21 protein-coding genes are annotated in these 23921 nt (G+C 69.8%); 8 read left to right on the top strand and 13 right to left on the bottom strand.

Annotated features, from left to right (window positions below; all coding sequences use genetic code 11):
- Window positions 1-23: 23 nt before the first annotated feature.
- The 5 genes from IEV96_RS00430 to IEV96_RS00450 form a co-directional block, all read right to left on the bottom strand.
- A complete protein-coding gene (locus tag IEV96_RS00430) occupies window positions 24-950 on the bottom strand; it encodes a LysR family transcriptional regulator (protein ID WP_188508752.1) in 927 nt (308 codons plus the stop codon).
- Window positions 951-1385: 435 nt separating this feature from the next.
- Window positions 1386-1916: a putative glycolipid-binding domain-containing protein gene (locus IEV96_RS00435; RefSeq protein WP_188508753.1), complete on the bottom strand. Its 531-nt coding sequence runs from the start codon at window positions 1914-1916 to the stop codon at window positions 1386-1388.
- Window positions 1917-1972: 56 nt separating this feature from the next.
- On the bottom strand, window positions 1973-3124 hold the full coding sequence (locus IEV96_RS00440) for an Mrp/NBP35 family ATP-binding protein (protein WP_229733324.1): 1152 nt from the start codon (window positions 3122-3124) through the stop codon (window positions 1973-1975).
- On the bottom strand, window positions 3120-3635 hold the full coding sequence (locus tag IEV96_RS00445) for a DUF1003 domain-containing protein (RefSeq protein ID WP_188508754.1): 516 nt from the start codon (window positions 3633-3635) through the stop codon (window positions 3120-3122). The genes IEV96_RS00440 and IEV96_RS00445 overlap by 5 nt, the downstream gene beginning before the upstream one ends.
- Window positions 3622-4944 carry a magnesium transporter MgtE N-terminal domain-containing protein gene (locus tag IEV96_RS00450; RefSeq protein ID WP_188508755.1) on the bottom strand — a complete coding sequence of 441 codons (1323 nt, stop codon included), beginning with the start codon at window positions 4942-4944 and terminating at the stop codon, window positions 3622-3624. Before IEV96_RS00450 ends, IEV96_RS00445 begins: the two co-directional genes overlap by 14 nt.
- Before the next feature lie 37 nt (window positions 4945-4981).
- On the opposite strand from IEV96_RS00450, the gene IEV96_RS00455 reads away from it, so the two are divergent.
- Both IEV96_RS00455 and IEV96_RS00460 read left to right on the top strand, forming a co-directional pair.
- The gene (locus IEV96_RS00455) at window positions 4982-5479 is read left to right on the top strand and encodes a YflT domain-containing protein (RefSeq protein ID WP_229732887.1); all 498 of its coding nucleotides are present in this window, start codon (window positions 4982-4984) and stop codon (window positions 5477-5479) included.
- Window positions 5480-5486: 7 nt separating this feature from the next.
- Complete coding sequence (locus IEV96_RS00460; RefSeq protein ID WP_188508757.1) at window positions 5487-6050, top strand: TetR/AcrR family transcriptional regulator; 564 nt, start codon at window positions 5487-5489, stop codon at window positions 6048-6050.
- On the opposite strand, the gene IEV96_RS00465 is transcribed toward IEV96_RS00460, so the two are convergent.
- The 3 genes from IEV96_RS00465 to IEV96_RS00475 form a co-directional block, all read right to left on the bottom strand.
- The gene (locus IEV96_RS00465) at window positions 6047-7522 is read right to left on the bottom strand and encodes an aminopeptidase P family protein (protein WP_188508758.1); all 1476 of its coding nucleotides are present in this window, start codon (window positions 7520-7522) and stop codon (window positions 6047-6049) included. The genes IEV96_RS00460 and IEV96_RS00465 overlap by 4 nt on opposite strands.
- 45 nt (window positions 7523-7567) lie before the next feature.
- Window positions 7568-7759, bottom strand: coding sequence for a hypothetical protein (locus IEV96_RS00470; protein WP_188508759.1), 192 nt, complete (start codon window positions 7757-7759; stop codon window positions 7568-7570).
- Window positions 7760-7881: 122 nt separating this feature from the next.
- Window positions 7882-8895: an endonuclease/exonuclease/phosphatase family protein gene (locus IEV96_RS00475; RefSeq protein ID WP_188508760.1), complete on the bottom strand. Its 1014-nt coding sequence runs from the start codon at window positions 8893-8895 to the stop codon at window positions 7882-7884.
- Between the two features lie 58 nt (window positions 8896-8953).
- On the opposite strand from IEV96_RS00475, the gene IEV96_RS00480 reads away from it, so the two are divergent.
- The gene (locus IEV96_RS00480; protein ID WP_188508761.1) at window positions 8954-9799 is read left to right on the top strand and encodes a PHP domain-containing protein; all 846 of its coding nucleotides are present in this window, start codon (window positions 8954-8956) and stop codon (window positions 9797-9799) included.
- Between the two features lie 182 nt (window positions 9800-9981).
- On the opposite strand, the gene IEV96_RS00485 is transcribed toward IEV96_RS00480, so the two are convergent.
- Complete coding sequence (locus IEV96_RS00485) at window positions 9982-11403, bottom strand: DEAD/DEAH box helicase (protein ID WP_188508762.1); 1422 nt, start codon at window positions 11401-11403, stop codon at window positions 9982-9984.
- 157 nt (window positions 11404-11560) lie between these two features.
- Here IEV96_RS00485 and IEV96_RS00490 point away from each other — a divergent pair, with 157 nt between their 5' ends.
- Window positions 11561-12277, top strand: a complete 717-nt coding sequence (locus IEV96_RS00490; protein ID WP_188508763.1) for a ferritin-like fold-containing protein — start codon at window positions 11561-11563, stop codon at window positions 12275-12277.
- 49 nt (window positions 12278-12326) lie between these two features.
- On the opposite strand, the gene IEV96_RS00495 is transcribed toward IEV96_RS00490, so the two are convergent.
- Both IEV96_RS00495 and IEV96_RS00500 read right to left on the bottom strand, forming a co-directional pair.
- The gene (locus tag IEV96_RS00495; RefSeq protein WP_188508764.1) at window positions 12327-12623 is read right to left on the bottom strand and encodes a hypothetical protein; all 297 of its coding nucleotides are present in this window, start codon (window positions 12621-12623) and stop codon (window positions 12327-12329) included.
- 3 nt (window positions 12624-12626) lie between these two features.
- Window positions 12627-12851, bottom strand: a complete 225-nt coding sequence (locus IEV96_RS00500; RefSeq protein ID WP_188508765.1) for a DUF3107 domain-containing protein — start codon at window positions 12849-12851, stop codon at window positions 12627-12629.
- Window positions 12852-12950: 99 nt separating this feature from the next.
- On the opposite strand from IEV96_RS00500, the gene IEV96_RS00505 reads away from it, so the two are divergent.
- Window positions 12951-16118: an ATP-dependent helicase gene (locus IEV96_RS00505; RefSeq protein ID WP_188508766.1), complete on the top strand. Its 3168-nt coding sequence runs from the start codon at window positions 12951-12953 to the stop codon at window positions 16116-16118.
- Between the two features lie 5 nt (window positions 16119-16123).
- Window positions 16124-19336, top strand: a complete 3213-nt coding sequence (locus tag IEV96_RS00510) for an ATP-dependent helicase (RefSeq protein ID WP_188508767.1) — start codon at window positions 16124-16126, stop codon at window positions 19334-19336.
- A gap of 38 nt (window positions 19337-19374) precedes the next feature.
- Here the strand turns inward: IEV96_RS00510 and IEV96_RS00515 are convergent, their stop codons facing one another.
- Entirely contained in the window at window positions 19375-20373 is a 999-nt protein-coding gene (locus tag IEV96_RS00515) for a phosphotransferase (protein WP_188508768.1), read from the bottom strand.
- A gap of 67 nt (window positions 20374-20440) precedes the next feature.
- Here IEV96_RS00515 and nudC point away from each other — a divergent pair, with 67 nt between their 5' ends.
- Window positions 20441-21370: an NAD(+) diphosphatase gene (gene nudC, locus IEV96_RS00520; protein ID WP_188508769.1), complete on the top strand. Its 930-nt coding sequence runs from the start codon at window positions 20441-20443 to the stop codon at window positions 21368-21370.
- The gene (locus IEV96_RS00525; RefSeq protein WP_188508770.1) at window positions 21367-23088 is read left to right on the top strand and encodes an ATP-dependent helicase; all 1722 of its coding nucleotides are present in this window, start codon (window positions 21367-21369) and stop codon (window positions 23086-23088) included. Before nudC ends, IEV96_RS00525 begins: the two co-directional genes overlap by 4 nt.
- Here IEV96_RS00525 and IEV96_RS00530 read toward each other — a convergent pair.
- Window positions 22973-23872, bottom strand: coding sequence for a hypothetical protein (locus IEV96_RS00530; RefSeq protein WP_188508771.1), 900 nt, complete (start codon window positions 23870-23872; stop codon window positions 22973-22975). The genes IEV96_RS00525 and IEV96_RS00530 overlap by 116 nt on opposite strands.
- Window positions 23873-23921: the final 49 nt, after the last annotated feature.

The following is a 23921-nucleotide window of genomic DNA, read 5'->3' on the forward strand; positions in this document are numbered from 1 at the left end:
CCTCCGCAGGCTCAGCCGGCTTCTCAACCAGCTGACGCCGTTTCGTGCTCGGCCTGAAAGCGGGCGGCCTCGGTGCGCAACGCCTCCACCACGAGTCGTACCGACGGCCGCTCGGCCCGGTCGGGACGCATGAGCGCCGAGATCTTGCGCACCGCGCGCACGCCGGTGAGCGGCCGGGTGACGAGGCCGTTCTCGTGATCACGGGTGGTGAACCGGGGCAGGATCGCGATGCCGTGGCCCGCCGCGACGATCGACTCGACGATGCCGTTGTCGACGAAGCGCTGCATCACCCTGGCGGGCGAACCGTTCGCGGTCTCGATCTGGCGCAGGATGCGGTCGAACGGGAAACCGGCGGGAACACCGATCCAGGTCTCGTCGATCACGTCTCTGGGCGAGAGCGACTTCTTCTCCGAGAGCGGGTGTCCCTCGGGCAGGGCCACATCGAGCGGCTCCGTCATGAGCGGCACGACTGCCAGCCCGCGCTCGCGCCACGACGGCAGGATCGCCGGCGCGTCGGCCACGACGATATCGAAGTCGGGCGTCAGGTCGGCGAAGTCGGGGAGCAGGGGATCCTGGTCGCTGCAGTCGAGTGTGAGCCCGGCGACGTCCCGGATAGCGGTGAGCAGCCCGGGCAGCAGCATCTGCCCGCCGGTCGGAAAGATCGTGAGGGTCACATCGCCGCTCGGTGCCTGCTTGAAGTCGTTCCAGAGCGCGTCGGCCCGCTCGAGCGCGACGGCGACGTCGGTCGCAGTCTGCGCGAGCATGCGTCCCGCGCCGGTCAGCACGATGCCCCGGCCGCGGCGCTCGGTGAGGGGGATGCCCGCCTCGCGTTCGAGCACCTTGAGCTGCTGGGAAACCGCAGATGACGTGCGATTTGTCGCGGCTGCCACCGCCGTGATGCTTCCGCGCTCGGCGAGTTCGCGCAGCAGTTCCAACCGTCTCACGTCCATGTAGCAACTCTACATATATGCACAAGAAGTATGCGATTGTGCTAACGCTTCGGCAGGGCTTGAATTGTTTCAGACCTAGAGAAAGAAATACCCATGATCATCGAATTCATCATCATCGGCGCCCTCGCCGTAGCCGGCATCGTCGGAGCAGTCGTCATCACGGTGCGCGACGGTTACGGCCGCATCCCGACCCGCCGCGCGTAGTCGGCGCATCGCGCCTGACGGCGCACTCAGACGGCGACCAGGTCGCGGTCCGGAAGCGCAGCAGCTCACACTGAGCCGCTGCGCTTCTGTCGTTAACGGGCGGGGTCGGTCGACACGGTCGCACCCGCTGCGCGGTGGATTTTCACCGACGCGGACGAAATTTCTGCGGCGCCAGCGGAAATACGCCGCGCAACGGTCCGGCAGCCCCAGCGGGCCGGCGGATGCCGCGGCTCACGCCCGGCGGAACAGCCCCGGGTAGTCCACCACGAAGCCGGCATCGTCGACCGTGATGTCACGGTGGAAGTCGGAGTCGCGCGACTCGAACCGGTAGCTGCGCTCGTCCAACCGGGTGTAACGCTGCGGGTCGGCGGTCACGGTCAGTCCCGGCAGCGCGATGTAGGCCGTCACGATGTCGGCGCTCTCGCCCACTCCCAGCCCCAGCCGCCAGATGGGCAGGGTGTTGGTCAGCGGGGTGGCGGTGATGTCGACGTCGATCGCTCCGGCCAGCCGGTCGAGCAGACGCCCGTCGCCCTCCGTCCAGTTGCCGTGCCCGTCGGCGAACAGCACGAGCGAGCTGGAATCGGTGGCCAGCCGCACGGTGCGGGTCGCCCAGCTCGCGTCGGTGTCGATCGCGTAGCGCACGCCGACCGCCCCCTCGACCAGGCCGTCGACGTGGCATCCGTCTGCCGACATCGTGACCTCGGTCGTCTCGGTCGTCTCCCCGCCGGTGCTGTCGGTGCCGACCCAGTGCAGTTGTGTCATGGGTCCGGTCTAGTACGCGGCCTCGGGCCGGCGCAACGCCGTTGACGGGGGCGCCGCTAGGTGACGGTGAAGCCGAGCTTGCGGCCGGCGAGCCCGCGGCCGCGCACGGCGAGCTGCCCGGCGAGGGCGCTGATGGCGCGCGCGGCGGGATCGTCGGGGTGCGAGATCACGATCGGCAGGCCGGCGTCGCCGCCCTCGCGCAGGGCGATGGAGATGGGGATGGCGGCGAGCACGGACACCGGCTCCTCCGCGGTCGACAGGCGGGACGCGGCATCCGCACCGCCCCCGCTGCCGAAGATGTCGAGAACCGAGCCGTCCGGCTGGGCCAGGCCCGCCATGTTCTCGATCACGCCGATGACCTTCTGTCCGGTCTGCCGGGCGACGAGGGCGCTGCGCTCCGCGACTTCGGCGGCGGCCGGCTGCGGGGTAGTCACGACGATGATCTCGGCCTGGGGCAGCAGCTGGCCGATCGAGATGGCGATGTCGCCGGTGCCGGGCGGGAGGTCGAGCAGCAGCACGTCGAGGTCGCCGAAATACACGTCGGTGAGGAACTGCTGGATGGTGCGGTGCAGCATGGGGCCGCGCCAGGACACGACCCTGTCTGCCGCTTGTCCCGAGCTTGTCGAAGGAACGAACATGCCGATTGAGATGACCTTCACGTCGTGCGCGAGCGGCGGCAGGATCATGTCGTTGACCTGGGTCGGCGTCGCGCCGGCGATGCCGAGGATGCCCGGAATGGAGAAGCCGAACACGTCGGCGTCGACGATGCCGACGCGCAGTCCCGTGGCGGCGAGCGCGACGCCGAGGTTGGCGGTGAGCGTCGACTTACCGACGCCGCCCTTGCCGCTCGTCACGGCGTAGATGCGCGTGAGCGAGTCGGGGCCGAACTGCACGGTCTTGGCCCGCCCGCCGCGGAGCTTGTCGGTCAGGGCGTCGCGTTCGGCGCGCGTCATGATGCTCACGTCGACGTCGACGGACGAAATGCCCGAGACGGATGCCGCGGCCTCCCGCACGTCGCGCTCGATCGTGTCGGCGGCCGGACAGCCCACGATGGTGAGCTTGAGCGCGATGCTCGCGGTCGCACCGGCGACGCTCACGCCGCTGATCATGTCGAGGTCGACGATCGGCTTGCGGATTTCGGGGTCGATGACGCGACGCAGAGCGGTCAGAACCTGCGCTTCGGTCGCTGAGCCTGTCGAAGCGCTAATCCGCGGTCTCTTTCGTGCCGTCGCGCTCGTCGAGCTCGGCCAGCAGGCTGCGCAGCTCGCTGCGGATGAAGTCCTTCGACGCCATATCCCGCATCGCGAGCCGCAGGGCCACGACCTCGCGGGCGAGGTACTCGGTGTCGTTGAGGTTGCGCTCCGAGCGCTGCCTGTCCTGCTCGATCTGCACGCGGTCGCGGTCGTCCTGCCGGTTCTGCGCCAGCAGGATGAGCGGCGCGGCGTACGAGGCCTGCAGCGACAGGATGAGCGTGAGCGCGGTGAAGCCGATCGCGGCCGAGTCGAACCGGATGCCCTCGGGCGCCACCGTGTTGTAGATCATCCAGATGACCACGAACACGCTGAGGCCGAGCAGGAACCACGGGGTGCCCATGCCGCGGGCGATCGACTCGGTGAACCGGCCGAAGCGGTCGCGGCTCTCGAAGCGGAAGGCCGTGCGCAGGCCCTTGGGGGAGTCGAGTCGTGTCTCGGCTCGGTTGATGCGGTTAGTGCGTGCCATGCGGTGTCCTCCTTCCCTTCACAGGGATGCTCGAGGTGGTTACGGGTACGGGGGCGGGTTCCGGTTTCTCTTCGTCGGAATCGGTACTTCGCCAGTCGTCGGGCAACAGATAGTCGAGGACATCGTCAATGGTCACCACCCCGACCAGTCGGTGGTTCTCGTCGACCACGGGCACCGAGACGAGGTTGTAGCTCGCCAGGATGCGGGAGACCTCGGCCGCGCTCGCCGCGGCGCGCACGGGCTCGAGGGTCTGGTCGAGCAGCGTGCCCAGCCGCTCGTTCGGCGGGTAGCGCAGCATCCGCTGGAAGTGCACCATGCCGAGGAAGCGGCCCGTGGGCGACTCATAGGGCGGCAGGGTGACGCAGATGGCGGCGCCGAGCGCGGGGGCGAGTTCGTGCCGACGGATGAGCGCGAGGCCCTCGGCCACGGTCGCGTCGGCCGAGACGATGATCGGCTCGGTGGTCATCAGACCACCGGCGGTATCCGGGGCGTACGCGAGCAGGAAGCGCACGTCTTCGGCCTCTTCGGGCTCCATCAGGTCGAGGAGTGCCTCGCCCCGCTCGTCGCTGAGGTGCGCGATGAGGTCGGCCGCGTCATCCGGCTGCATCTGGTCCAACACGTCTGCCGCGCGGTCGTCGTCCAGCTGGTTGAGGATGTCGACCTGTTCGCTCTCGGGCATCTCCTCCAGTACGTCGGCGAGACGGTCGTCGCTGAGTTCTTCGGCCACTTCGAACATGCGCTGTTCGGTGAGGTCGAGCATCGCGTTCGCGAGGTCGGCGGGCAGCAGGTCGGCGTAGCTCGCCACGAGCTGGGTGGCCGACTGGGCCTCGCCCACGGTGGTCTTCTCGCTGATCTCGCGCCAGCGCACGAAGATCGTGGCGCCCTTGCCGAACGGCGACCCTGGCGGCTTGGGGCGACGGCAGAAGAGCTGCGCGATCTCCCACTCGCCGAGGCCGGTCTCTTCGATCGCGACGTCCTCGATGGTGGCCTCGCCCGAACCGTCGGCGAGGGTGACCTTGCGGCCGAGCAGTTCGGCCATCACCCGGATCTCGCCGCCGCGCTGTTCGAACCGGCGCAGGTTGATGAGCCCGGTCGTGATGACCTGGCCCGAACCGATGCTGGTGACGCGGCCGATCGAGAGGAAGACGTGCTTCTTGCCCGGCACCTCGACGACGAAGCCGACGACCCGCGGTGCCTGCTTGTTGCGGTAGACGACGAGCACGTCGCGCACGCGGCCGACCTTGTCTCCGTTGGGGTCGAAAACGGAGCACCCGGTCAGGCGGGCAGCAAAAACTCGTGTGGCGCTCACGGTAAAACCCTACCGCCGCAATGGAAGAATGGGATTCGTGAGCAACCAGAGCGCCTTCGGACGCAGACCCCAAGCCCAGCCAAGCCTGCCGCAGGGCGACGTTCTCGGTACCTACGAGACGTACCCGGAGGCCCAGGCCGTCGTCGACCGGCTGTCGAAGGCCGAGTTCGAGGTGAAGCAGCTCGCTATCGTCGGCAACGACCTCAAGACTGTCGAGCGCGTGACCGGCAAGCTCACCTACGGCCGTGCGGCCGCGACGGGTGCGGCGAGCGGCGCCTGGTTCGGGCTCTTCTTCGGTGTGCTGCTCTTCCTGTTCTCGACGACTCCGCAGATCGGCTTCGTCGCCGCGGCCGCGCTCATCGGCGCCGGTTTCGGCATGCTGTTCGGCATCGTCAGCTACTCGATGGGCCGTCGCCGCCGCGACTTCACGTCGACCCACCAGGTGCTCGCGTCGAGCTACCAGATCATCATCGACCCGCAGTTGACGGCGAAAGCCCAGCAGCTTCTCGACCGTCCCGAGAATTCGTCGGTATAGTCGCCCCATGGTCGACGCCCGGATTCTCAACACCGCAGCGGCCCTGAAGACCGCCGTCCTCACCCTCGCCGCGGCGACGCCGATCTCGCGCATCACGGTGTCGGATGTCACGCGCGAGGCCGGCATCAACCGCGCGACCTTCTACGCGCACTACGCGTCGCCGTCGGCGCTGCTCGCCAACGCGCTGACGAGCGAACTCGACGAGGTGCGAGAAGCCGACACCCAGCTGCGTCTCGACGGCGATCTCGCGGCCGACCTCGTGACCCGCAAGGCGATCGCCGACACCGCGGCGCACATCGACCGCCACCTCGCGATCTACCGCCTGGCGCTCGGTGACGCGACCGACGGCACGATCCAGCACGTGCTGTCGAGCCACCTCACCGTCTCGAGCCGGCAGCACCTGAGCGAGTCGGTCGACCCCGGCGACATCCCTGGCGACCCCGACCTCGTCGCCGCCTTCGTGGCGAACGGCCTGGTCGGCGCGATCGCCGTCGCGGTCGTTTCCGACCACTGGGACAAGGACAGGGTCGCCGACGTGCTCATGGCGATGATGCCCGACTGGTGGGACTAGCCCTGTAGCCACGCCTCCACGTCGTCCGCCGTGCGCGGGATGCCGATCGAGAGGTTCTCCGCACCGGAATCGGTGACGAGGATGTCGTCTTCGATGCGCACGCCGATTCCGCGGTACTCCTCGGGCACCGTGAGGTCGTCGGGCTGGAAGTAGAGGCCGGGCTCGATGGTGAACACCATGCCCGCCTCGATCACCCCGTCGAGGTAGAGGTCGCGCCGCGCCTGGGCACAGTCGTGCACGTCGATGCCGAGGTGGTGGCTCGTGCCGTGCACCATGTACCGGCGGTGGTACTGGGCCTCGGGCTCGAGCGATTCCTCGGCCGTGACCGGCAGCAGGCCCCACTCGGCGGTCTTCGCAGCGATGACCTTCATGGCCTCGGCGTGGATGTCGCGGAAGCGGATGCCCGGGCGCACGATCGCGAACGCGGCGTCGGCGGCCTCACGCACGGCCTCGTAGACGCGGCGCTGCACCTCGGTGAACGTGCCGTTCACGGGCAGCGTGCGCGTGATGTCGGCGGTGTAGTAGCTCTCCAGTTCGATGCCGGCGTCGAGCAGGATCACGTCGCCCGGAACCACAGGGCCGTCGTTGCGGGTCCAGTGCAGCACGCAGGCGTGGGGGCCGGATGCCGCGATCGTGTCGTATCCCACGGTGTTGCCGTCAGCGCGGGCGCGCCGGTTGAACGTGCCCTCGACGAGGCGTTCGCCTCGCTCGTGGGCCACGATCTCGCCAAGGTCGGCGATGACGTCGTCGAAGCCCTTCTTCGTGGCGTCGACGGCGAGGCGCATCTGGCGGATCTCGTAGGCGTCCTTCACGAGGCGCAGTTCGCTCAGGTCGCGCGCCAGGTCGAGATCGGCGTCGTTCTCGACGTTCTCGCTGTCGGCTGCGAGCAGGCGGCGCCCGTCGACCTGGTCGGTGATGTCGCGGTCGGCCTCGCGCACGACGACGGTGTCGGCGTCGATGGCGTCGAGCACGGCGGCGAAGCCGTCGAGGTTGGCGGTGGCGAGTCCGAGGTCGGCGGCCACGTGTGCGAGCGAGGGGCGGGGGCCGGTCCAGAACTCGCCGATGTCGGAGTTGGCGTAGAACTCGTCGGAGTCGCGACCGGCCGCCTCGCGGAAGTAGAGCGTGGCGTCGTGGCCGTCCGCCGTCGGTTCGAGCACCAGCACGCTTCCGGACACGGCGTCGGCGCCCCAGCCGGTGAGGTGGGCGAAGGCGGAGTGGGCGCGGAACGGGTAGTCGGTGTCGTTCGAGCGAACCTTCGCGGAGCCGGCGGGCACGATCACGCGCTTGCCCGCGTAGAGGGCGGAGACGCGGGCGCGACGGGCGGCGGCGAACGGTGTCTGCTCCCTGGGTTCCGGCGTGGCATCCGGTCTTTCAGCCCATCCCGATGAAATGAAATCCTTGAACGACGTGGACACCGGGGTCGTCGAACGGTTGGAGGTGGCGCGCGGGGCGTCGGTCGTGTTGTCAGCCATCCCTCTATTGTGCCCCTCTCGCCGGTCGGCGAGGGTGGACAGGGGTCAGCGCCGCCAGGTCGAGCGGCGGGCACCGCGCACGGTGCCGTTGGCGTCCTCGGGGAGGATGGAGAGGAAGGAGTCGACGGGCCCGCCCTGCGCCACGTGGGCGGTGGCAGACACCGGCTGCCAGGCGTCGGTCGACGCCGCGGGGGCGACGGTCACGAGCGGGACGACGAGTAGTTCTGAGGCCAACACGGCCACATCCTTCCGGCCCGCCTGCTGTAGCGTGCCTACGCCGATGGTCGCATCAACTTCGGGCCGTGTCCACGACCCTTTCGGGGGTGTCGCGATGCGGAATACCGCGGATGCGCCCGAGGTCACCCCGCCGGCGCGAATTGCGCGACGAGCGGGCGGTGGTCGCTGCCCGCGCCGTCCTGGTCCTGCACGACGCGCATGCCGGAAACACGCCAGTTCTCGGTCGCCATGGCGTGGTCGATCGGCGAGCCGAGCAGCGCCGGTGCGGTCGTCGGCCACGTTCCCACGGCCGCGTTGCCGGTCGCCAGTGCCGCGTCGGCGCAGTCGCCGAGCGTCGTGGTCGCCGACGACGCGAGCCCGCTCATGTGGTCGAGGGTCGCGTTGAAGTCGCCGGCCATGATCACGTTCTCGCCGGCGCAGGTGTCGGCGAGCCAGTCGAGGTCGGCCTGCCAGTTACGGAACTCGCCGGGGATCGGCGCCACGGCGTGCACCGAGATGATCGTCGGGCCGGACCCGTCGTCGGGACGCAGCACCACCGTCGGCAGAGTCGCGGTCTGGCCGACGCTCTCGTCGACGGTGTAGGTGCCGAGGTCGGCGCTCCACAGCACCGACGTCGACCGCGACTTCGAGATCTGGTCGAACGCGGTGGTCTCGACCCACATCGGTCGCCCTGCCGCCTTCATCAACGCCGCGACCTCGAGCGAGAACGCCTTCGTGGTCTCGGGCAGGGTGAGGATATCGGCGTCGTTCTCGATGGCGAGGTCGGCCACGGTCGCGGCCCCCGGTACGTCGCCGAGGGTGTTCCAGGAGAGCACGGTGACGGTCGAGTCGCCCGCCGTCTCGAAGGCGGTGTCGCCGAAGCCGCGGGTCGAGAGCACTGCGGCGTTGACGAGCGTGAACGCGAGAAGCAGCACGGCGAGCGTCGCGAAGAACCGGCGAACCGGCCGGGCGAGCAAGGCGAGCAGCGTGAGACCGACGATGAGCGCGATCGCGATGAGTGCCGCCGCTGCTCTGAACGAGACCACGTGGGCGATGCCGAACGTCTGCTGCAGGCCGAAGAACTGGGGCCAGGCGAACACGAACAGCACCGCGGCGACGGCCACGACGACGGCGGCAGCGAGGACTCGGCGAAACATGGCCCCTCACCATACCCGTTCGCGCTGGGGCGGGCCGCGGCCGCAATAGAGTTGCAGGATGACCGGACCGATCGACCTGCACGCCCACAGCAGCGTCTCCGACGGCACGGAGACACCGAGCGAGCTCGTGGAAGCGGCGGTCGACGCGGGCCTGAGCGCGGTGGCGCTGACCGACCACGATTCGACCGCGGGCTGGGCAGAGGCGGGCGCCGCGGCATCCGGAACCGGTCTTATGGTCGTTCCCGGCATGGAGCTGAGCACCAACCACGGCCCCGCGAGCGTGCACATGCTCGCCTACCTCTTCGACCCGAGCGACGTGAACGTGCTGCGCGAGACCGCCCTGATCCGCGACGGGCGGCTGCACCGGGCCGAACGCATCGTGGAGCGCATCGCCGCCGACTACGCCATCACCTGGGACGACGTGCTCGCGCAGTCCGTCGACGGAGGAACCATCGGCCGCCCGCACATCGCCGACGCGCTCGTCGAGAAGGGATTCGTCACCGACCGCAGCGCCGCGTTCGAGAGCATCCTGCACTGGCGCAGCGGCTACTACGAGAAGTACTACGCGCCGTCACCGCTCGACGGCGTGAAGCTCATCGTCGCGGCCGGGGGAGCGCCCGTGCTCGCGCACCCCGGCACCCGCGGGCGCGACTGGGTGATCGACGAGCGCAACATGGCCAAGCTCAAGAACGCCGGACTGTTCGGGCTGGAGGTGTTCCACCGCGACAACACCGCGAGCGGCAAGGAGCGCCTGTTCGAACTCGCGGAGATGTTCGACCTCGCGGTCACCGGATCGAGCGACTACCACGGCGAGGGCAAGCCGAACCGGCTCGCCGAGAACACGACGAGTCCCGAGGTGCTGGAGAAGCTGCTCGCGACCGCGACGGGCTCTCGGCCGTTCTAGCCGGCTCGGGTCTCGCAACTCAGGCAGATTCGCGGATGCTGCGGCGCCCGCCGCCCGAACCCGCGGCGACGACTACACCCAGCCCCTTTCTGCCTGAGGTGCGCGCGGAGTGCGGTGCGATCGTTCCGGCGCGCGAAAAAGGGGCCGGGCGTGAGCCCGGCCCCTCGTTGCGCTGAGCGGTGTTACTCGGCCGCGGGCGTCGACGGGCGACGTGTGCGCGAACGGTTGCGGCTGCGCGGCGGACGGGAGGCGCCGTCGGCCGCGGGGGTCGTCGCGGGGGCGTTCGAGCCGCCCGCGGCGGAGTCGCGCGGCGGGCGTCCGCCACGGTCGCCGCCGGAACGCTGGCCGCCGTCACGACCGCCGCGACCGCCGTCGCGCGAGCCCGAGGCCGCCTGCGGTTCGCGGACGCGGGGCGGGCCCGCCGTCTTCAGGCGGCCCTTCGAGTCTGCGGGGATGTCGAGGTCAGCGTAGAGGTGGGGCGACGAGGAGTAGGTCTCCATCGGCTCGGGGATGCCCATCTCGAGCGCCTTGTTGATGAGCGACCACTTGTGCATGTCGTCCCAGTCGACGAACGTGACGGCGATGCCGGTCTTTCCCGCGCGGCCGGTGCGGCCGGCGCGGTGCAGGTACGTGTCGTGGTCGTCGGGGATGGTGTGGTTGATGACGTGGGTCACGTCATTGACGTCGATACCGCGAGCCGCGACATCCGTGGCGATCAGGATGTCTTTCTTGCCGGCCTTGAACGCGACCATCGCGCGCTCGCGCTGGTCCTGGTTGAGGTCTCCGTGCACGGCGGCCGCGTTGAATCCGCGGTCGTTGAGTTCCTCGACGAGCTTCGCCGCCGCGCGCTTGGTGCGGGTGAAGACGACGGTCTTGCCGCGGCCCTCGGCCTGCAGGATGCGGGCGATGACCTCGTCCTTGTCGAGCGAGTGCGCGCGGTAGACGACGTGCTTGATGTTCTTCTGCGTCAGGCCCTCGTTGGGGTCGGTCGCGCGGATGTGGATCGGCTTGTTCATAAAGCGACGAGCGAGCGCCACGATCGGGCCGGGCATCGTGGCCGAGAACAGCATGGTGTGACGGTTCGTCGGCGTCTGGGCGAAGAGCTTCTCGATGTCGCTGAGGAAGCCGAGGTCGAGCATCTTGTCTGCCTCGTCGAGCACCATGACCTTGATGTCCTTGAGCGACAGCATGCGCTGGCTCGCGAGGTCGAGGAGACGGCCGGGCGTGCCGACGATGACCTGTGCTCCGGCCTTGATCTGTTCGACCTGGCCCTCGTAGGCCTTGCCCCCGTAGATGGCCGCGACGGTGGTGGAGCGGTTGGATGCCGCGAGCGTGAGGTCTTCGGCAACCTGGACGCACAACTCGCGCGTCGGTACGACGACGAGCGCCTGCACCCCGGGGGCGGGGTTCAGGCCGAGTTCCTGAAGCAGGGGGAGGCCGAACCCGAGGGTCTTACCGGTACCCGTCTTGGCCTGGCCGATGATGTCCTGTCCGGCGAGACCCATGGGGATGGTCTGCTCCTGGATGGGGAAGGGCTCGACGATGCCCTTGGTTGCGAGCGCGTCGACCATGTCCTGGTCGACTTTGAGATCAGCGAATGTCAATTGAGATAGCCCTTACGGATTACGAGGTACGCCCGCTTTGTCCTAGGGCGTAGGGCCCCCGCCAGAAATGGGGGGCATTGCGGCTAGTTTAGCCGTTTGTGCTGGGAAGAGGGGTCGCCGCGCTGCCCGCGGCGGATCAGCCCCCTAAGCTGGGCACGTGGTCAATTGGTTTTCGCGCACGGGCAAGCGCGCAGAAGTTCCGCGTCTTCGTCCCCGGTCCGAGACCGAACCGGCCACCAAGGTCGACCTGGCTGAACTCACGCCCGACCTGCTCACCTTCCTCGGCAAGGCCGCGTACCTGCAGCTGACGATCTTCGAAAACCTCGGCCGAGCCATGGCCGTCGCGCCGACGACCGAGGCGAAAGAGGTGCTGAGCCGGGTTGCGGCGCTGTCGCTCGCCAAGCACCACGGCCTCACCGCCGAGATCCGCCGCCACGGCGAAGAGCCGGGCGCCGTGATGGAGCCGTTCACGCGTTCGATCGACGACTTCCAGCGCGTCACCCAGGGCGGCGACTGGTTCGAAGAACTGCTCGCCTGCCACATCACCGCGGGCTTCCTCGACGACTTCTTCGTGCACCTCGCTGCCGGGCTCCCCACCGACTACGCCGGTCGGGTCACGACGGTGCTGCGCGCTGACTCCGGTGCCGAGCTGCTCGCCGACGAGCTGCGCCGCGAGATCGAGGCCGACGACAAGCTCGACTCGCGCCTGGCCATGTGGGGCAGGCGGCTCGTGGGCGACACGATGCTGGTGGCCCGCGCGACGCTCGCGCCGAGCGCCAACAGTGTGAGCGACGAGGCGCGCATCGAGCCGGTGTTCACCGAGCTGATCGCAGCACACACCCGCCGCATGGACGGCCTCGGCCTCACGGCCTAGCGCTGTTCGCGCCGCGGTACAGACCACAACCGGCCCTGGGTGGCGTCGGTTAGGCGCGGCCGCCCGACAGCTCGGTCAGCAGTGCGCGGTCGGCGACGTGCCGACGCGCAGGGAGACGGAGCGCCACGACGAGCGCGGCGAGGATGCCGACCGCGAGGGCGATCACCCAGATCCAGCCGCCGTCGAAGGTGAAGCCGAGCCAGAGCAGGCCCACCCAGACGACGGATGACACGGCCGCCGCCACACCGGCGGGGAGTGCGACGCCGTAGGTCTCACGACCGCGCAGCAGGAACGGCAGGGCGAACCCGACGCCCGCGGCAATGAGAACGACGAACAGCAGCTCCATGGGTCAGGCGACGAAGCCGACGCGGCGGGTCGACTCGGAGCCGATCTCGATGTAGCCGATGCCCGAGACGGGAACGAGGTAGAGCTTGCCCTTGCTGTCGACGAGCTTGACGAACTTGGTGTCCGTCTCGAGGGCGGTCGCGACGATGGTCTCGACCTCCTGGGCCGTCTGCGACGACTCGAAATTGATCTCACGGGGGCTGTTGATGATTCCGATGCGAATGTCCACGAAGCAAGATTACGACACCGCGCGAGCGCGCCGCCGACACGTTCACTCCTGGCATAACCGTAGCCGGCCGTGTCGGTGCCGCCGGGTACCGTATTGAGCGTGGCCATCCGGGGATTCGAACGAGCGAGCGCTCCCGTCGCGGGCACCGCGGGTGTGGATCTCGACCCCTCGCAGCGGGTAGTCATCGACACCGCAGACGACGAATCGGCCGCGGTCATCGGCGCGCCCGGCACCGGCAAGACGGCGACGCTGATCGAGCTCGTCGCCGACCGTGTGCTGCAGCGAGGGTGGAACCCCGACGAACTCGTCGTGCTCACCCCGAACCGGGCGTCCGCCACCCGCCTGCGCGACTCCCTCGCTCTGCGCCTGGGCGTCGCGACGAACGGCCCGATCGCCCGCACCACCAACTCCGTCGCGTTCGAGCTCGTGCAGCACGCCGCCCAGATCGCCGGGGCCGACCGCCCCAAGCTGCTCACCGGCGGCGACCAAGACCAGATCGTCAAAGAGATCCTGCAGGGTCACATCGACGACGGCACCGGGCCCGCGTGGCCCGACATTCTCGCGCCCGAGGTGCGGCAGCTGGGCGGCTTCCGCACCGAGCTGCGCGAACTGATGATGCGCGCGACCGAGTTCGGCGTCTCGCCTCAGCGGTTGCGCGAGCTCGGCGCGCTGCACGACCACGCCGAGTGGGTCGCGGCGGCCGACTTCATCGACGAGTACCTCGGCATCGTAGGTTCGATGGCCGAGAACGCCCTCGACGCCGCAGAGCTCATGGCCTTCGCCACGGCCGCGCTCGAGGGCGACATCGGCGACAAGCTGGGTCGGCTCAAACTCGTGATCGTCGACGACCTTCAGGAGACCACCGAGGCCACGATCGGCCTGCTGCGCGCGTTCGTGGCGCGCGGCGTCGCGGTGGTCGCGTTCGGTGATCCGGATGTCGCGACCAACGCATTCCGCAGCGGAGAGCGCGACGCCCTCGGCACGCTGTCCACGCGGCTGGGGTTGCCGGGCCTGCGCACCTTCATCCTGAGCACCGCGCACCGGCAGGGCCCAGAACTGCGCGCACTGACCAGCGCGGTGACCGACCGCATCGGCACCGCCGCCGCCGGCAGGCAGCACGCTGCCGTCGCGGGGGGCGTGGCATCCGACCAACCCGTCGTCACGGTGAGTGCCGCGACGCCGGCCCGCGAGGTCGCGGCGATCGCGCGCCTGTTCCGCCAGCATCACCTGCTCGGCGGGGTGTCGTTCTCCCGCATGGCCGTCGTGGTGCGCACCGGCTCGCTCATCCGCCCGGTCTCGCGGGCGCTCGCGCTCGCCGAGGTGCCCACCCACACCCTCGCCGGCGCGACCGCCCTGCGCGACGACCACGCCGCGCGCGCGCTCGTCACCGTCGTCGACGTCGCGCTCGGCCGCACCGAACTCACACCGCCGGTCGCCACCGAGATCATGCTCGGCCCGTTCGGCGGATTCGACCGGCTCGCCCTGCGCCGCCTGCGGGTCGCGCTGCGGGCCGAGGAGCTCGCGGGCGGCGGCAACCGCGGCAGCGACGAACTGCTCGTCGAGGCGCTCGGTGCGCCCGGCCGGTTCGCGACGATCGACCACCGCATCGGGCGCAACGCCGACCGCATCGCCCAGACCCTCACGGCCACCCGCGAGCTCGCGCAGACCGACGGCTCGATCGAGCAGTTGCTCTGGCTGGTGTGGGAGCGCTCGGGCCTCGCCAAGGTCTGGTTCGAGCAAGCGCTCGGCACCGGACTCACCGCGGCGGACGCCAACCGCAACCTCGACGGCGTCATGGCCCTCTTTACCGCCGCGCGCCGGTTCGCCGAGCGGCGCCCCAACGACTCCGCCCGCCTGTTCATCGACGACCTGCTGGGCGCCGAGGTACCCGAAGACACCCTCGCCCCTCAGACGAGCGGCGAGTCCGTGCTCGTCACCACGCCGTCGGGAGCCGTGGGCATGGAGTTCGACGTCGTCGCTGTCGCCGGGCTGCAGGAGGGCGTGTGGCCCAACCTGCGCATCCGCGGCTCGCTGCTCTACCCGCAGGCGCTCGTCGAGGCGTCGAAGTCGACCCTAGCCGCGGCGGGCGGCGACGCGGGGGCAGACGCGGTCGACCAGCGCAAGCAGGTGCTCGGCGACGAGCTGCGCATGTTCGCGCTGGCCGTGTCGCGCGCCAGCACGCAGGTGATCCTCACCGCCGTCGCCAACGAAGACGAGGCCGCATCCGTGCTGTTCGGCCTCGTGCCGGCCGGCCTCGCCGAGGCCCTCGACCCGACCGAGTGGCACCCGCTCTCGCTGCGCGGTGTCACCGGGAGGCTGCGGCGCGAACTCGTGCGGCCCCGCCCCGACGCGTCGGCCTTGTTCGCCGCGGCAGACCGGGCGGATGCCGCGGCTTCCCTCGCCCGACTGGCACGCGAGAGCGTTCCGGGCGCGGATCCCGCCGAATGGCACGGCGTGCTGCAGCCCTCGACGACCGGCCCCCTGCACGACCTCGACGACCCCGACGTGGTCGTCGGCGTCTCGCCCTCGAAGCTGGAGGCGTTCGAGGAGAGCCCGCTCAACTGGTTCATCGACGTGATGAGCGGCACCCAGACCAGCACCGCCATGGGGCTCGGCACGATCGTGCACTGGGCGATGGAGACGGCAACCGACCCCTCGCTCGACGCGCTCTGGGAGGCCGTGCAGTCGCGCTGGAGCGAGCTGCTCTTCGAGTCGCCGTGGCTCGCCGAGAAGCAGAAGCGCGCGGCACGCGTGCTCACCGCCGGGCTCTCCGAGTACCTGCACGACTTCCACTCCGCCGGTCGGAAGCTGGTCGCGCCCGAGGCGGCGTTCAGCGTCCTCGTGGGCCGAGGCAAGCTCAACGGCAAGATCGACCGGGTCGAGCAGCACGAAGACGGTTCGATCGTGATCGTCGACCTCAAGACCGGGCGCGCCGAGACCAACCAGACGAAAATCGACACCAACGCCCAGCTCGGCGCCTACCAGCTCGCCTACGACCACGGCGTGCTCGAACAACTGCCCGACGGCCACCAGCCCGGCGGCGCGAAACTGCTCTACGTGGCATCCGGCAAAGGCGGCAAGCTGTACCGCGAGGCCGTCCAGGGTCCGCTCGTCGGTCCCGAACTCGACGAGCTGCGGGCACGCATCGAGCTCGCCGCGATCGGCATGGCGGCCGCCGAGTTCGCGGGGGTCTTGAACCTCGACAGCTACGGCTCCGGTAACGACCCTAAGTACCGCATCCATCTGGTCAAGGCGGTCAGCGCGTGATACCCATGACGACCGTCTCCACCAGAGTCAGTGCTCTCGACATCGCGGCGGCGATCAAGGGCAACCCGCCCACGCCGCAGCAACGTGCCGTGATCGAGGCCGACCTCGCCCCGGCCCTTGTCATCGCGGGCGCCGGAAGCGGCAAGACCGAGACCATGGCCAACCGCGTGCTCTACCTGCTCGCCAACGGCATGGTCAAACCGAGCGAGGTGCTGGGGCTCACCTTCACGCGCAAGGCGGCCGGCGAACTGGCCACGCGCATCCGCGAACGCATCGAACAGCTTGCGGTGGCCGGCCTCATCGGCGACGACTACGACGTCTTCGACGCTCCGACCGTCGCGACCTACAATTCTTTCGCCAACTCGATCTACCGCGACAACGCCGCGCTCATCGGACGGGAGAGCGACGCCGCGGTCTTGAGCGAGGCATCCAGTTGGCAGCTCGCCCGGTCGATCGTGGTCGCGAGCCACGACGAGCGCCTCGCCGATCTCGACAAAAGCGTCGACGTCGTGACCAAGGCCGTCATCAACCTCAATCACGAGCTGAGCGAGATCGAGCACGGCTCCGACGACGTGCGCCGCATGGTGGGCGAGCTCGGCTCGGTGCTCGAACTGCCCTACGGCGGGCGGTCGAACGCCCGCTATCCCGAGGTGCGCAAGGCGGTCGAGGCGGTGCAGGGCCTGCCGGTGCTGCTCGACCTCGCCGACGCGTTCGCCGAGGCGAAGGCCAGCAGGGGGCTCGTCGAGTACTCCGATCAGGTGTCGCTCGCTCTGACGGCGACCGAACGCGTGCCCAAGGTCGCCGAAGAACTGCGCGAGCGTTTCGCTGTCGTGCTGCTCGACGAGTACCAGGACACGTCGGTCGTGCAGACCCGCCTGTTGAAGAGACTGTTCCGTGACCACGCCGTTATGGCCGTCGGAGACCCGCACCAGTCGATTTACGGATGGCGCGGCGCCAGTGCCGCGAACCTGGGCGGTTTCCCGGCCGATTTCAGCAGCACGCCCGCCACCGTAGCGAAGTTCGACCTCTCGACAAGCTGGCGCAACGGGCACGCGATCCTCGCCGCGGCCAACGCCCTCGTCGAGAAACTGAACGTCGTGACCACGGTCGAGGTGGGCGCACTCACGGCGAGCCCGGCGGCCTCCGGCGAAGACCTCTCGGTCGTGTTCGAGGAGACCGTCAACGACGAGGCGGCGGCCACCGCGGCCTGGCTCAAGGCGCAACTGGCTGTCCCGTCGGCGAAGGGCGAGCAACGTTCCGCGGCTCTGCTCATGCGCACCCGCTCCACGATGTCGGTGTTCACCGCCGCGCTCGATGCGGCCGACGTCAAGTATCACGTGCTCGGCATCGGCGGCCTGCTGCAGGAACCCGAGATCGTCGATCTCGTGAGCGCGCTGTGGGTGGTCAACGATCCGACCGCCGGCTCGCAGCTCATCCGTCTGCTCACCGGTTCGCGCTGGCGCCTCGGCGTCCAAGACATCCACGCGCTCAGCCGCCTCGCGTCGTGGCTGCGCGACCGGGACTACGCGCAGCAGCCGCTCGACGACGACCTGAAGCAGGCCATGCGCGACTCGGTCGCCGAGAACGAGGGCGGCTCGATCGTCGAGGCCCTCGACTTCATCGCCCACTCCCGCCGCGAGCACGGTGCACTCAAGAACTTCAGCGAGGCCGGCCTCGACCGGCTGCGCGACGCCGGTGCCCTGTTCGCCCGCCTTCGGTCGCGTGCCGGGCTCGACCTCGTCGACTTCGTCACCCTCGTCGAGCAGGAGCTCATGCTCGACATCGAGGTGGCCGCGAACGACCGGGTGCCGCTCGGCAACGGCAACCTCGAGGCCTTCTTCGACGCGCTCGGTGGCTACCTGGCGAGCGACGACCGCGCCTCCCTCGGCGGTTTCCTCGGTTGGCTCGCCGTGGCCGAGTGGCGCGACAGCCTCGGCCCCCGCCCCGAAGACCCCGAGCCCGGCACCGTGCAACTGCTCACGATCCACGGCTCGAAAGGGCTCGAATGGGACATCGTCGCCGTGCCACGCCTCGTCGAGGGCGAGCTTCCCGGCGCCGCGAAAGACGGCTACAACGGCTGGCTGTCGCTCGGCGCCCTCCCCTACGAGTTCCGCGGCGACGCGAACGAATTGCCTCTGCTGCGGTGGCGCGGCATCGAGACGCAGAAGGAGTTCGACGACAACCGCAAGCGGTTCAAGCTCGACCTCGAGGCCCGGCACCGGCTCGAGGAGCGCCGTCTCGCCTACGTCGCCGTCACCCGGGCCCGGCACTCGTTGCTGCTCAGCGGGTCGTTCTGGTCGAAGCAGTCGAAGCCGCGAACGCCGAGCGAGTTCCTGCTCGACCTCGAAGAGTCGGGCGTGATCGGCGAGCTGCCGGTCGAGAGCGAGAACGAAGAGAACCCGCTCGGCAGCGAGCCGGAATACCTGCAGTGGCCCGTCGACCCGCTGGGTGTGCGGCGGCAGCGCGTGGAGCAGGGGGCGGCTGTCGTCAGGGAAGCGATCGCCGACGAGACGCTCACGTGGAACGCGCTCCATTCGCCGGGGAAGTGGAGCGACGACCTCACCCTGCTGCTGCGCGAGCGGGCCGCGCGTCTCGGTGCGAACGAGGTGGTGGCGGTTCCCACCCGCGTCTCCGCCTCTCGCTTCAAAGACTTCGTGAGCGAGCCGGCATCCGTGGCCTCGTCGCTGCGCAGGCCGATGCCGGAACGTCCGTACAAGGCGACCCAGATCGGCACGCTCTTTCACGCCTGGGTCGAGCAGCGGTACGGCATGGGTGGCACGAGCGAAGAGCTCGACACCCTCGGGTTCGAGCTTGACGAGGGCGACGCCGTCTCGAACGACGCCGAACTCGTGCGGCTGCAAGACGTCTTCGCCCGCTCGGTCTGGGCCGGCCGCCGGCCTGTCGACGTGGAGCGCGAGATCCACCTGCCGTTCGACGGGCGCATCGTGGTCTGCAAGATCGACGCCGTCTACCGCGACGGCGACCGCTATCAGGTCGTCGACTGGAAGACGGGCAAGGCGCCGAAAGACGCCGCGGACCTCGAACGCAAGCAGCTGCAACTGGCGCTCTACCGGCTCGCCTACGCGCGCTGGGCCGGCATCGACCCCGCGCTCATCGACGCGGTGTTCTATTTCGTGGCCGACGACACCGTCGTCACACCCGACCGCATCTTCGACGAGGCCGAGCTGCTGACCCTCTGGAGCGAAAGCGTGGGCTAGCACGCTCGCTGAGCGACCTCCCCGACCGGCGCGGCGGGTTAGACCGCGCGCTCGGTTCGGTCGAGCAGCGCCTCGACGTCTTCGATCGTCGAGGTCTCCATCGTCTGCGGGTTCAGCGGGTTCATCACGTCGTTGAGGGTCGAGTCGACCAGCGCGCTGAGCATCTCGACCGCGTCATCCACGATCTCGGTGCTGCGCGTGTCGGTGCCGTGCAGCAGCCACTTGGCGATCTCGAGCTCGGCGTACAGCTTCGCCCGCTGGCGCACGTGGCGGTCGCCCGAGCCGCGGACCGCGGTGTAGGCGTCGAAGGCGCTGTCGGCGACGGCTTCCGGTGCGCCGAGCAGCCAGGAGAGGTCGCGGGCGGGGTCCCCGACGCGCAGCTCCTGCCAGCCGAGCAGGCCGGTGACGACGCCGTCTGCCGACAGGAACGAGTCGGCGCTCAGCGCGTTGTTGATCGGGGTGGTCTGGAACTGCCAGAGTTTGCTGTCCTCGGTGGCGCGTTCCCAGCGTCCGAGCAGCGCGGGCGGCACGAGGCCGGTCGCGGAGGCGCGGTCCATCACGCTGACGGCGGCGCGCAGGCACTCACCGGCCGCGAGCACGGGCAGGCCGGCGTCGGCGACGAAGCTCGTGGGCAGCATGTGCACGGCGGCGACGGACGAGCCGATCGCCGCGGCGAGCCCACGCGGTCCGGCGTCGAGGCGGCCGAGGCCCACCTTGGTGCCGTAGACGAAGTCGTAGACGACCGCGCGGGTGCCCGAGACGGGAACCTGCCCGACGTAGCTGGAGACCGCGAAGGGGAGGCGGGTGCGCACGCCGGCGCTGATGGCGCGCAGAGCGACGAGGTCGGCGGACTGTTCCGCCTCCGCCCGCTCGTTGCGCGGGACCCGGATGATGAGGTGGCGACCATCACGAGCGGTGAGCAGGGCCGCGTCGAAGTCGTTGTTCTGCGCCGAGCCGAAGCTCGACGTGGCAACGAGGTCGAGGTCGTCGACGGCTGAGGTCGCGAGCGCGGCTAGAGTGAGATGGGATCTGGCCATACCCAACAGGGTAGATCGCCACACCCCCGCTTACCCCGAACGCCACGCACTTCCGATGGGCCTGATCATGCCGAATTCTTTCCTTGCTCGGCTACCTCTGTCACGTTACGAGGTCGACCGCGACTATCTGACCCGCGATGCTCCGGATGCCATCGGTGCGCTCCTACAGGATCCCGCGACGCGCATCCTCCCGCTGTTCCAGGGCAGCGCGCTGCTGGCCACCCCGACGTCTCTGGCCCTCGTGCCGGTGACCGCCGTACCGACCGCGGAGCTCTACGTCTACCTCGGCCGCTCGATCTCGACGACCAGCCCCGAGCCGGTCGGCACCCCGGTGGTGGCGGCGGTGCTCACCGACGCCGGCCACCTCGCCGAGTCCGACTGGGGCAACCTGCGGCAGATCGGCGGTCTGCTGAGCGACCGTGACGCCGGTCTCTTCACCGAGGCCCTCGGCATCGTCAACTGGCACGCCTCGCACCCGTTCTCGCCGAAGACCGGCGTCGCCACCACCCCGGGCAAGGCGGGCTGGACGCGTGTCGACCCGACAACGGGGCGCGAGATCTTCCCCCGCACCGACGCCGCGATCATCGTGGGCGTCACCGACTCGCACGACCGCCTGCTGCTCGGCTCGAACGCGCTCTGGGCGAGCAACCGGTTCTCGCTGCTCGCCGGCTTCGTCGAACCCGGCGAATCGCTCGAGGCCGCCGTCATCCGCGAGATCTTCGAGGAGTCGGGCATCAACGTCATCGACCCCGTTTACCTCGGCAGCCAGCCGTGGCCCTTCCCGGCGTCGCTCATGCTCGGCTTCACCGCCCGCGTCGACCCCGCCGTCGAGAGCCTGCTCACACCCGACGGCCACGAGATCCTCGAACTGCGCTGGTTCACCCGCGACGAACTTCGCGACTCGCTCGGCGAGATCCTGCTGCCCGGTCCCACCTCGATCGCCCGCTCGATCATCGAACGCTGGTACGGCGGCCCGCTCGACGACGGCTCGGCGTGACCACGAGCGAGCTCCGCAGCGCGGAGAGCCTCCTCGCCGGCCTCGACGACCAGCAGCGGGTCGCGGCCGAGACCCTGCTGGGCCCGGTCTGCCTGCTCGCGGGCGCCGGCACGGGCAAGACCCGCGCGATCACCCACCGCATCGCGTACGGGGTCGCGACCGGCGTGTATCCGCCCGGACGGGTGATGGCGCTGACGTTCACCAGCAGGGCCGCGGGCGAGCTGCGCAGCCGACTTCGCCACCTCGGGGCCGCGGGCGTCTCGGCGCGCACCTTCCACGCATCCGCCCTCTCGCAACTGAACTTCTTCTGGCCGCAGGTCGTCGGCGGGACCATGCCGCGGCTCATCGACAGCAAGGCGCGCCTGCTCGCCCAGGCGGCAGACACGATCCGGCTGAAGCTCGACACGGCGACGTTGCGCGACACGGCCGCCGAGATCGAGTGGCGCAAGGTCTCGCGGCTGAGCATCGAGCAGTACGGTGTGGCGGCGCAGTCGCGCACCCTGCCGCCCGCGCTCACCATCGACAAGGCCACGGCTTTGCAGCAGGCCTACGAGAACCTGAAGGACGAACGCCGCCAGCTCGACTTCGAAGACGTGCTGCTCGCCACGGCCGGCATGATCGAGACCGAGGCCCGGGTCGCCCAGCAGGTGCGCGAGCAGTACCGCTTCTTCGTGATCGACGAGTACCAGGACGTCTCGCCGCTGCAGCACGACCTCGTCAAGCTGTGGATGGGGGAGCGCAACGACCTGTGCGTCGTCGGCGACGCCAGCCAGACCATCTACTCGTTCGCGGGCGCGACACCGGAATACCTGCTGGGCTTTCAGAACGCGTACCACGACGCCACCGTCGTGCGTCTCGAGCAGAACTACCGCTCTACGCCCGGCATCATCGAGGCAGCCAACCGGCTGATGAAGGGGCGGCCCGGCGCGCTCACCCTGCACTCGCCGCCCGACGCCGAGGTTCCGCCCGGCGCGATGCGCCCGCCGCTCGTCGACGGCTTCGACAGCGACACGACCGAGGCGCGCGCCGTGGCCAAGGCCGTGGCCGACGAGATCGCCGAAGGAACCCGGCCAGAGAACATCGCCATCCTGTTCCGCATCAACGTGCAGGCCGCCGCGATCGAGGCGGCGCTCAACGCGATCGGCGTGCCCTACCTGGTGCGCGGCGCGACCCGCTTCTTCGAGCTGCGCGAGATCAAGGAGGCCCTGATGATGTTCAAGGGCGCCGCCGTCTCGATCCAGGGCGAGCCGCTGTTCAAGACCGTGAGCGACGTGCTGCGCTCCCTCGGCTGGACCCAGGAGGCGCCGGAAACCCGCGGCGCGGTCCGCGACCGCTGGGAATCGCTCAACGCCCTCATGGGCCTCGCCGAGCAGACGCCGGCCGGGACCACGCTGAAGGACTTCGTCGACGACCTCTTCGAGCGCCAGGCGGCGCAGCACGAACCGACGCTCTCGGCCGTGACCATCGCGACGCTGCACTCGGCGAAGGGACTCGAGTGGGACTCCGTGCACCTCGTCGGTCTGAGCGAGGGGCTCGTGCCCATCACCTACGCGAAGACCGAGGAGGCGATCGACGAGGAGCGCCGCCTGCTCTACGTCGGCATCACGCGGGCTCGGCGAAAGCTGAGCCTGTCGTGGGCGGCGACGGGTACGAACTCCGGCGGCTACCGCCCCGGACAGCGGCAGGCGAGCCGCTTTCTCGCCGAGCTGCAACGCTGACGCCCGTGCAGCCGCACTCGGGGTGCGGCCGCCAGGTGTGGATCGTGGTCGCCCCCGACCGCGAGTCGATCTCCGTCGACACATGAGCGGATGCCGCGTTCCCCGAGTCGAGCCTCGCGAGCGCCGCGCGGCTCGCCGCCACCGCGATCTCCCCGGCCACGAGGGCCGTCTCGATCGGCGACCGACGCCCCCACAGCTGGGCCGAGAGCGCCGGCCAGGCCGGGTCGGCGTCGGTGTGGTACCGCTGCAGGCAGTAGAGGCATGGACCGACTCCCGGCTCGATCATGGGGCCGACGCTCGAGCTCGTGTCCGACAGCACGACGGGCAGGTGCGGGATGTCGCGGCGAAGCCACAGACCGTGCAGGTCGGGCGCGAGCACGAAGTGCCCGACCGCGATCGCCAGGTCGCACTCGACGGCGGCGGCCGCCTCGACCTCGCTCGCGCGGCTCACGCGGACCCCCTCGGCGGCGAGCGTCGCGGCGATACGGTCGGCGGTCGCCCCCGACCCGACGAGGGCCACGGAGCGGGCGCGCTCGGGTGCCGGGCTTTCCAGGGCGGGAGCGACCGCCTCGAGCAGTGCGGCCGCGGCGGCCTCGTCCACCCCGCCGCCGCGCGCGATCATGTCGAGACCGGGCTTGCTGACGCCCGCGAGCAACGCCGAGAGCATCAGCTCGTCGGCCGTCGAGACCTCGTGCAGCACGACGACGGGGGAGGCGACGCCGAGCTGCAGGCTCGAGGGCGAACGCCACACGAGCGGATACCGCGGGTCGAGTTTCAGCACCATGCGGGAGAGGATGGCACGGCCGGGCTAGGGCGCGAGCGAACTATCCACA

The sequence above is a fragment of the Conyzicola nivalis genome (assembly GCF_014639655.1).
Classification (GTDB): Bacteria; Actinomycetota; Actinomycetes; order Actinomycetales; family Microbacteriaceae; genus Conyzicola; species Conyzicola nivalis.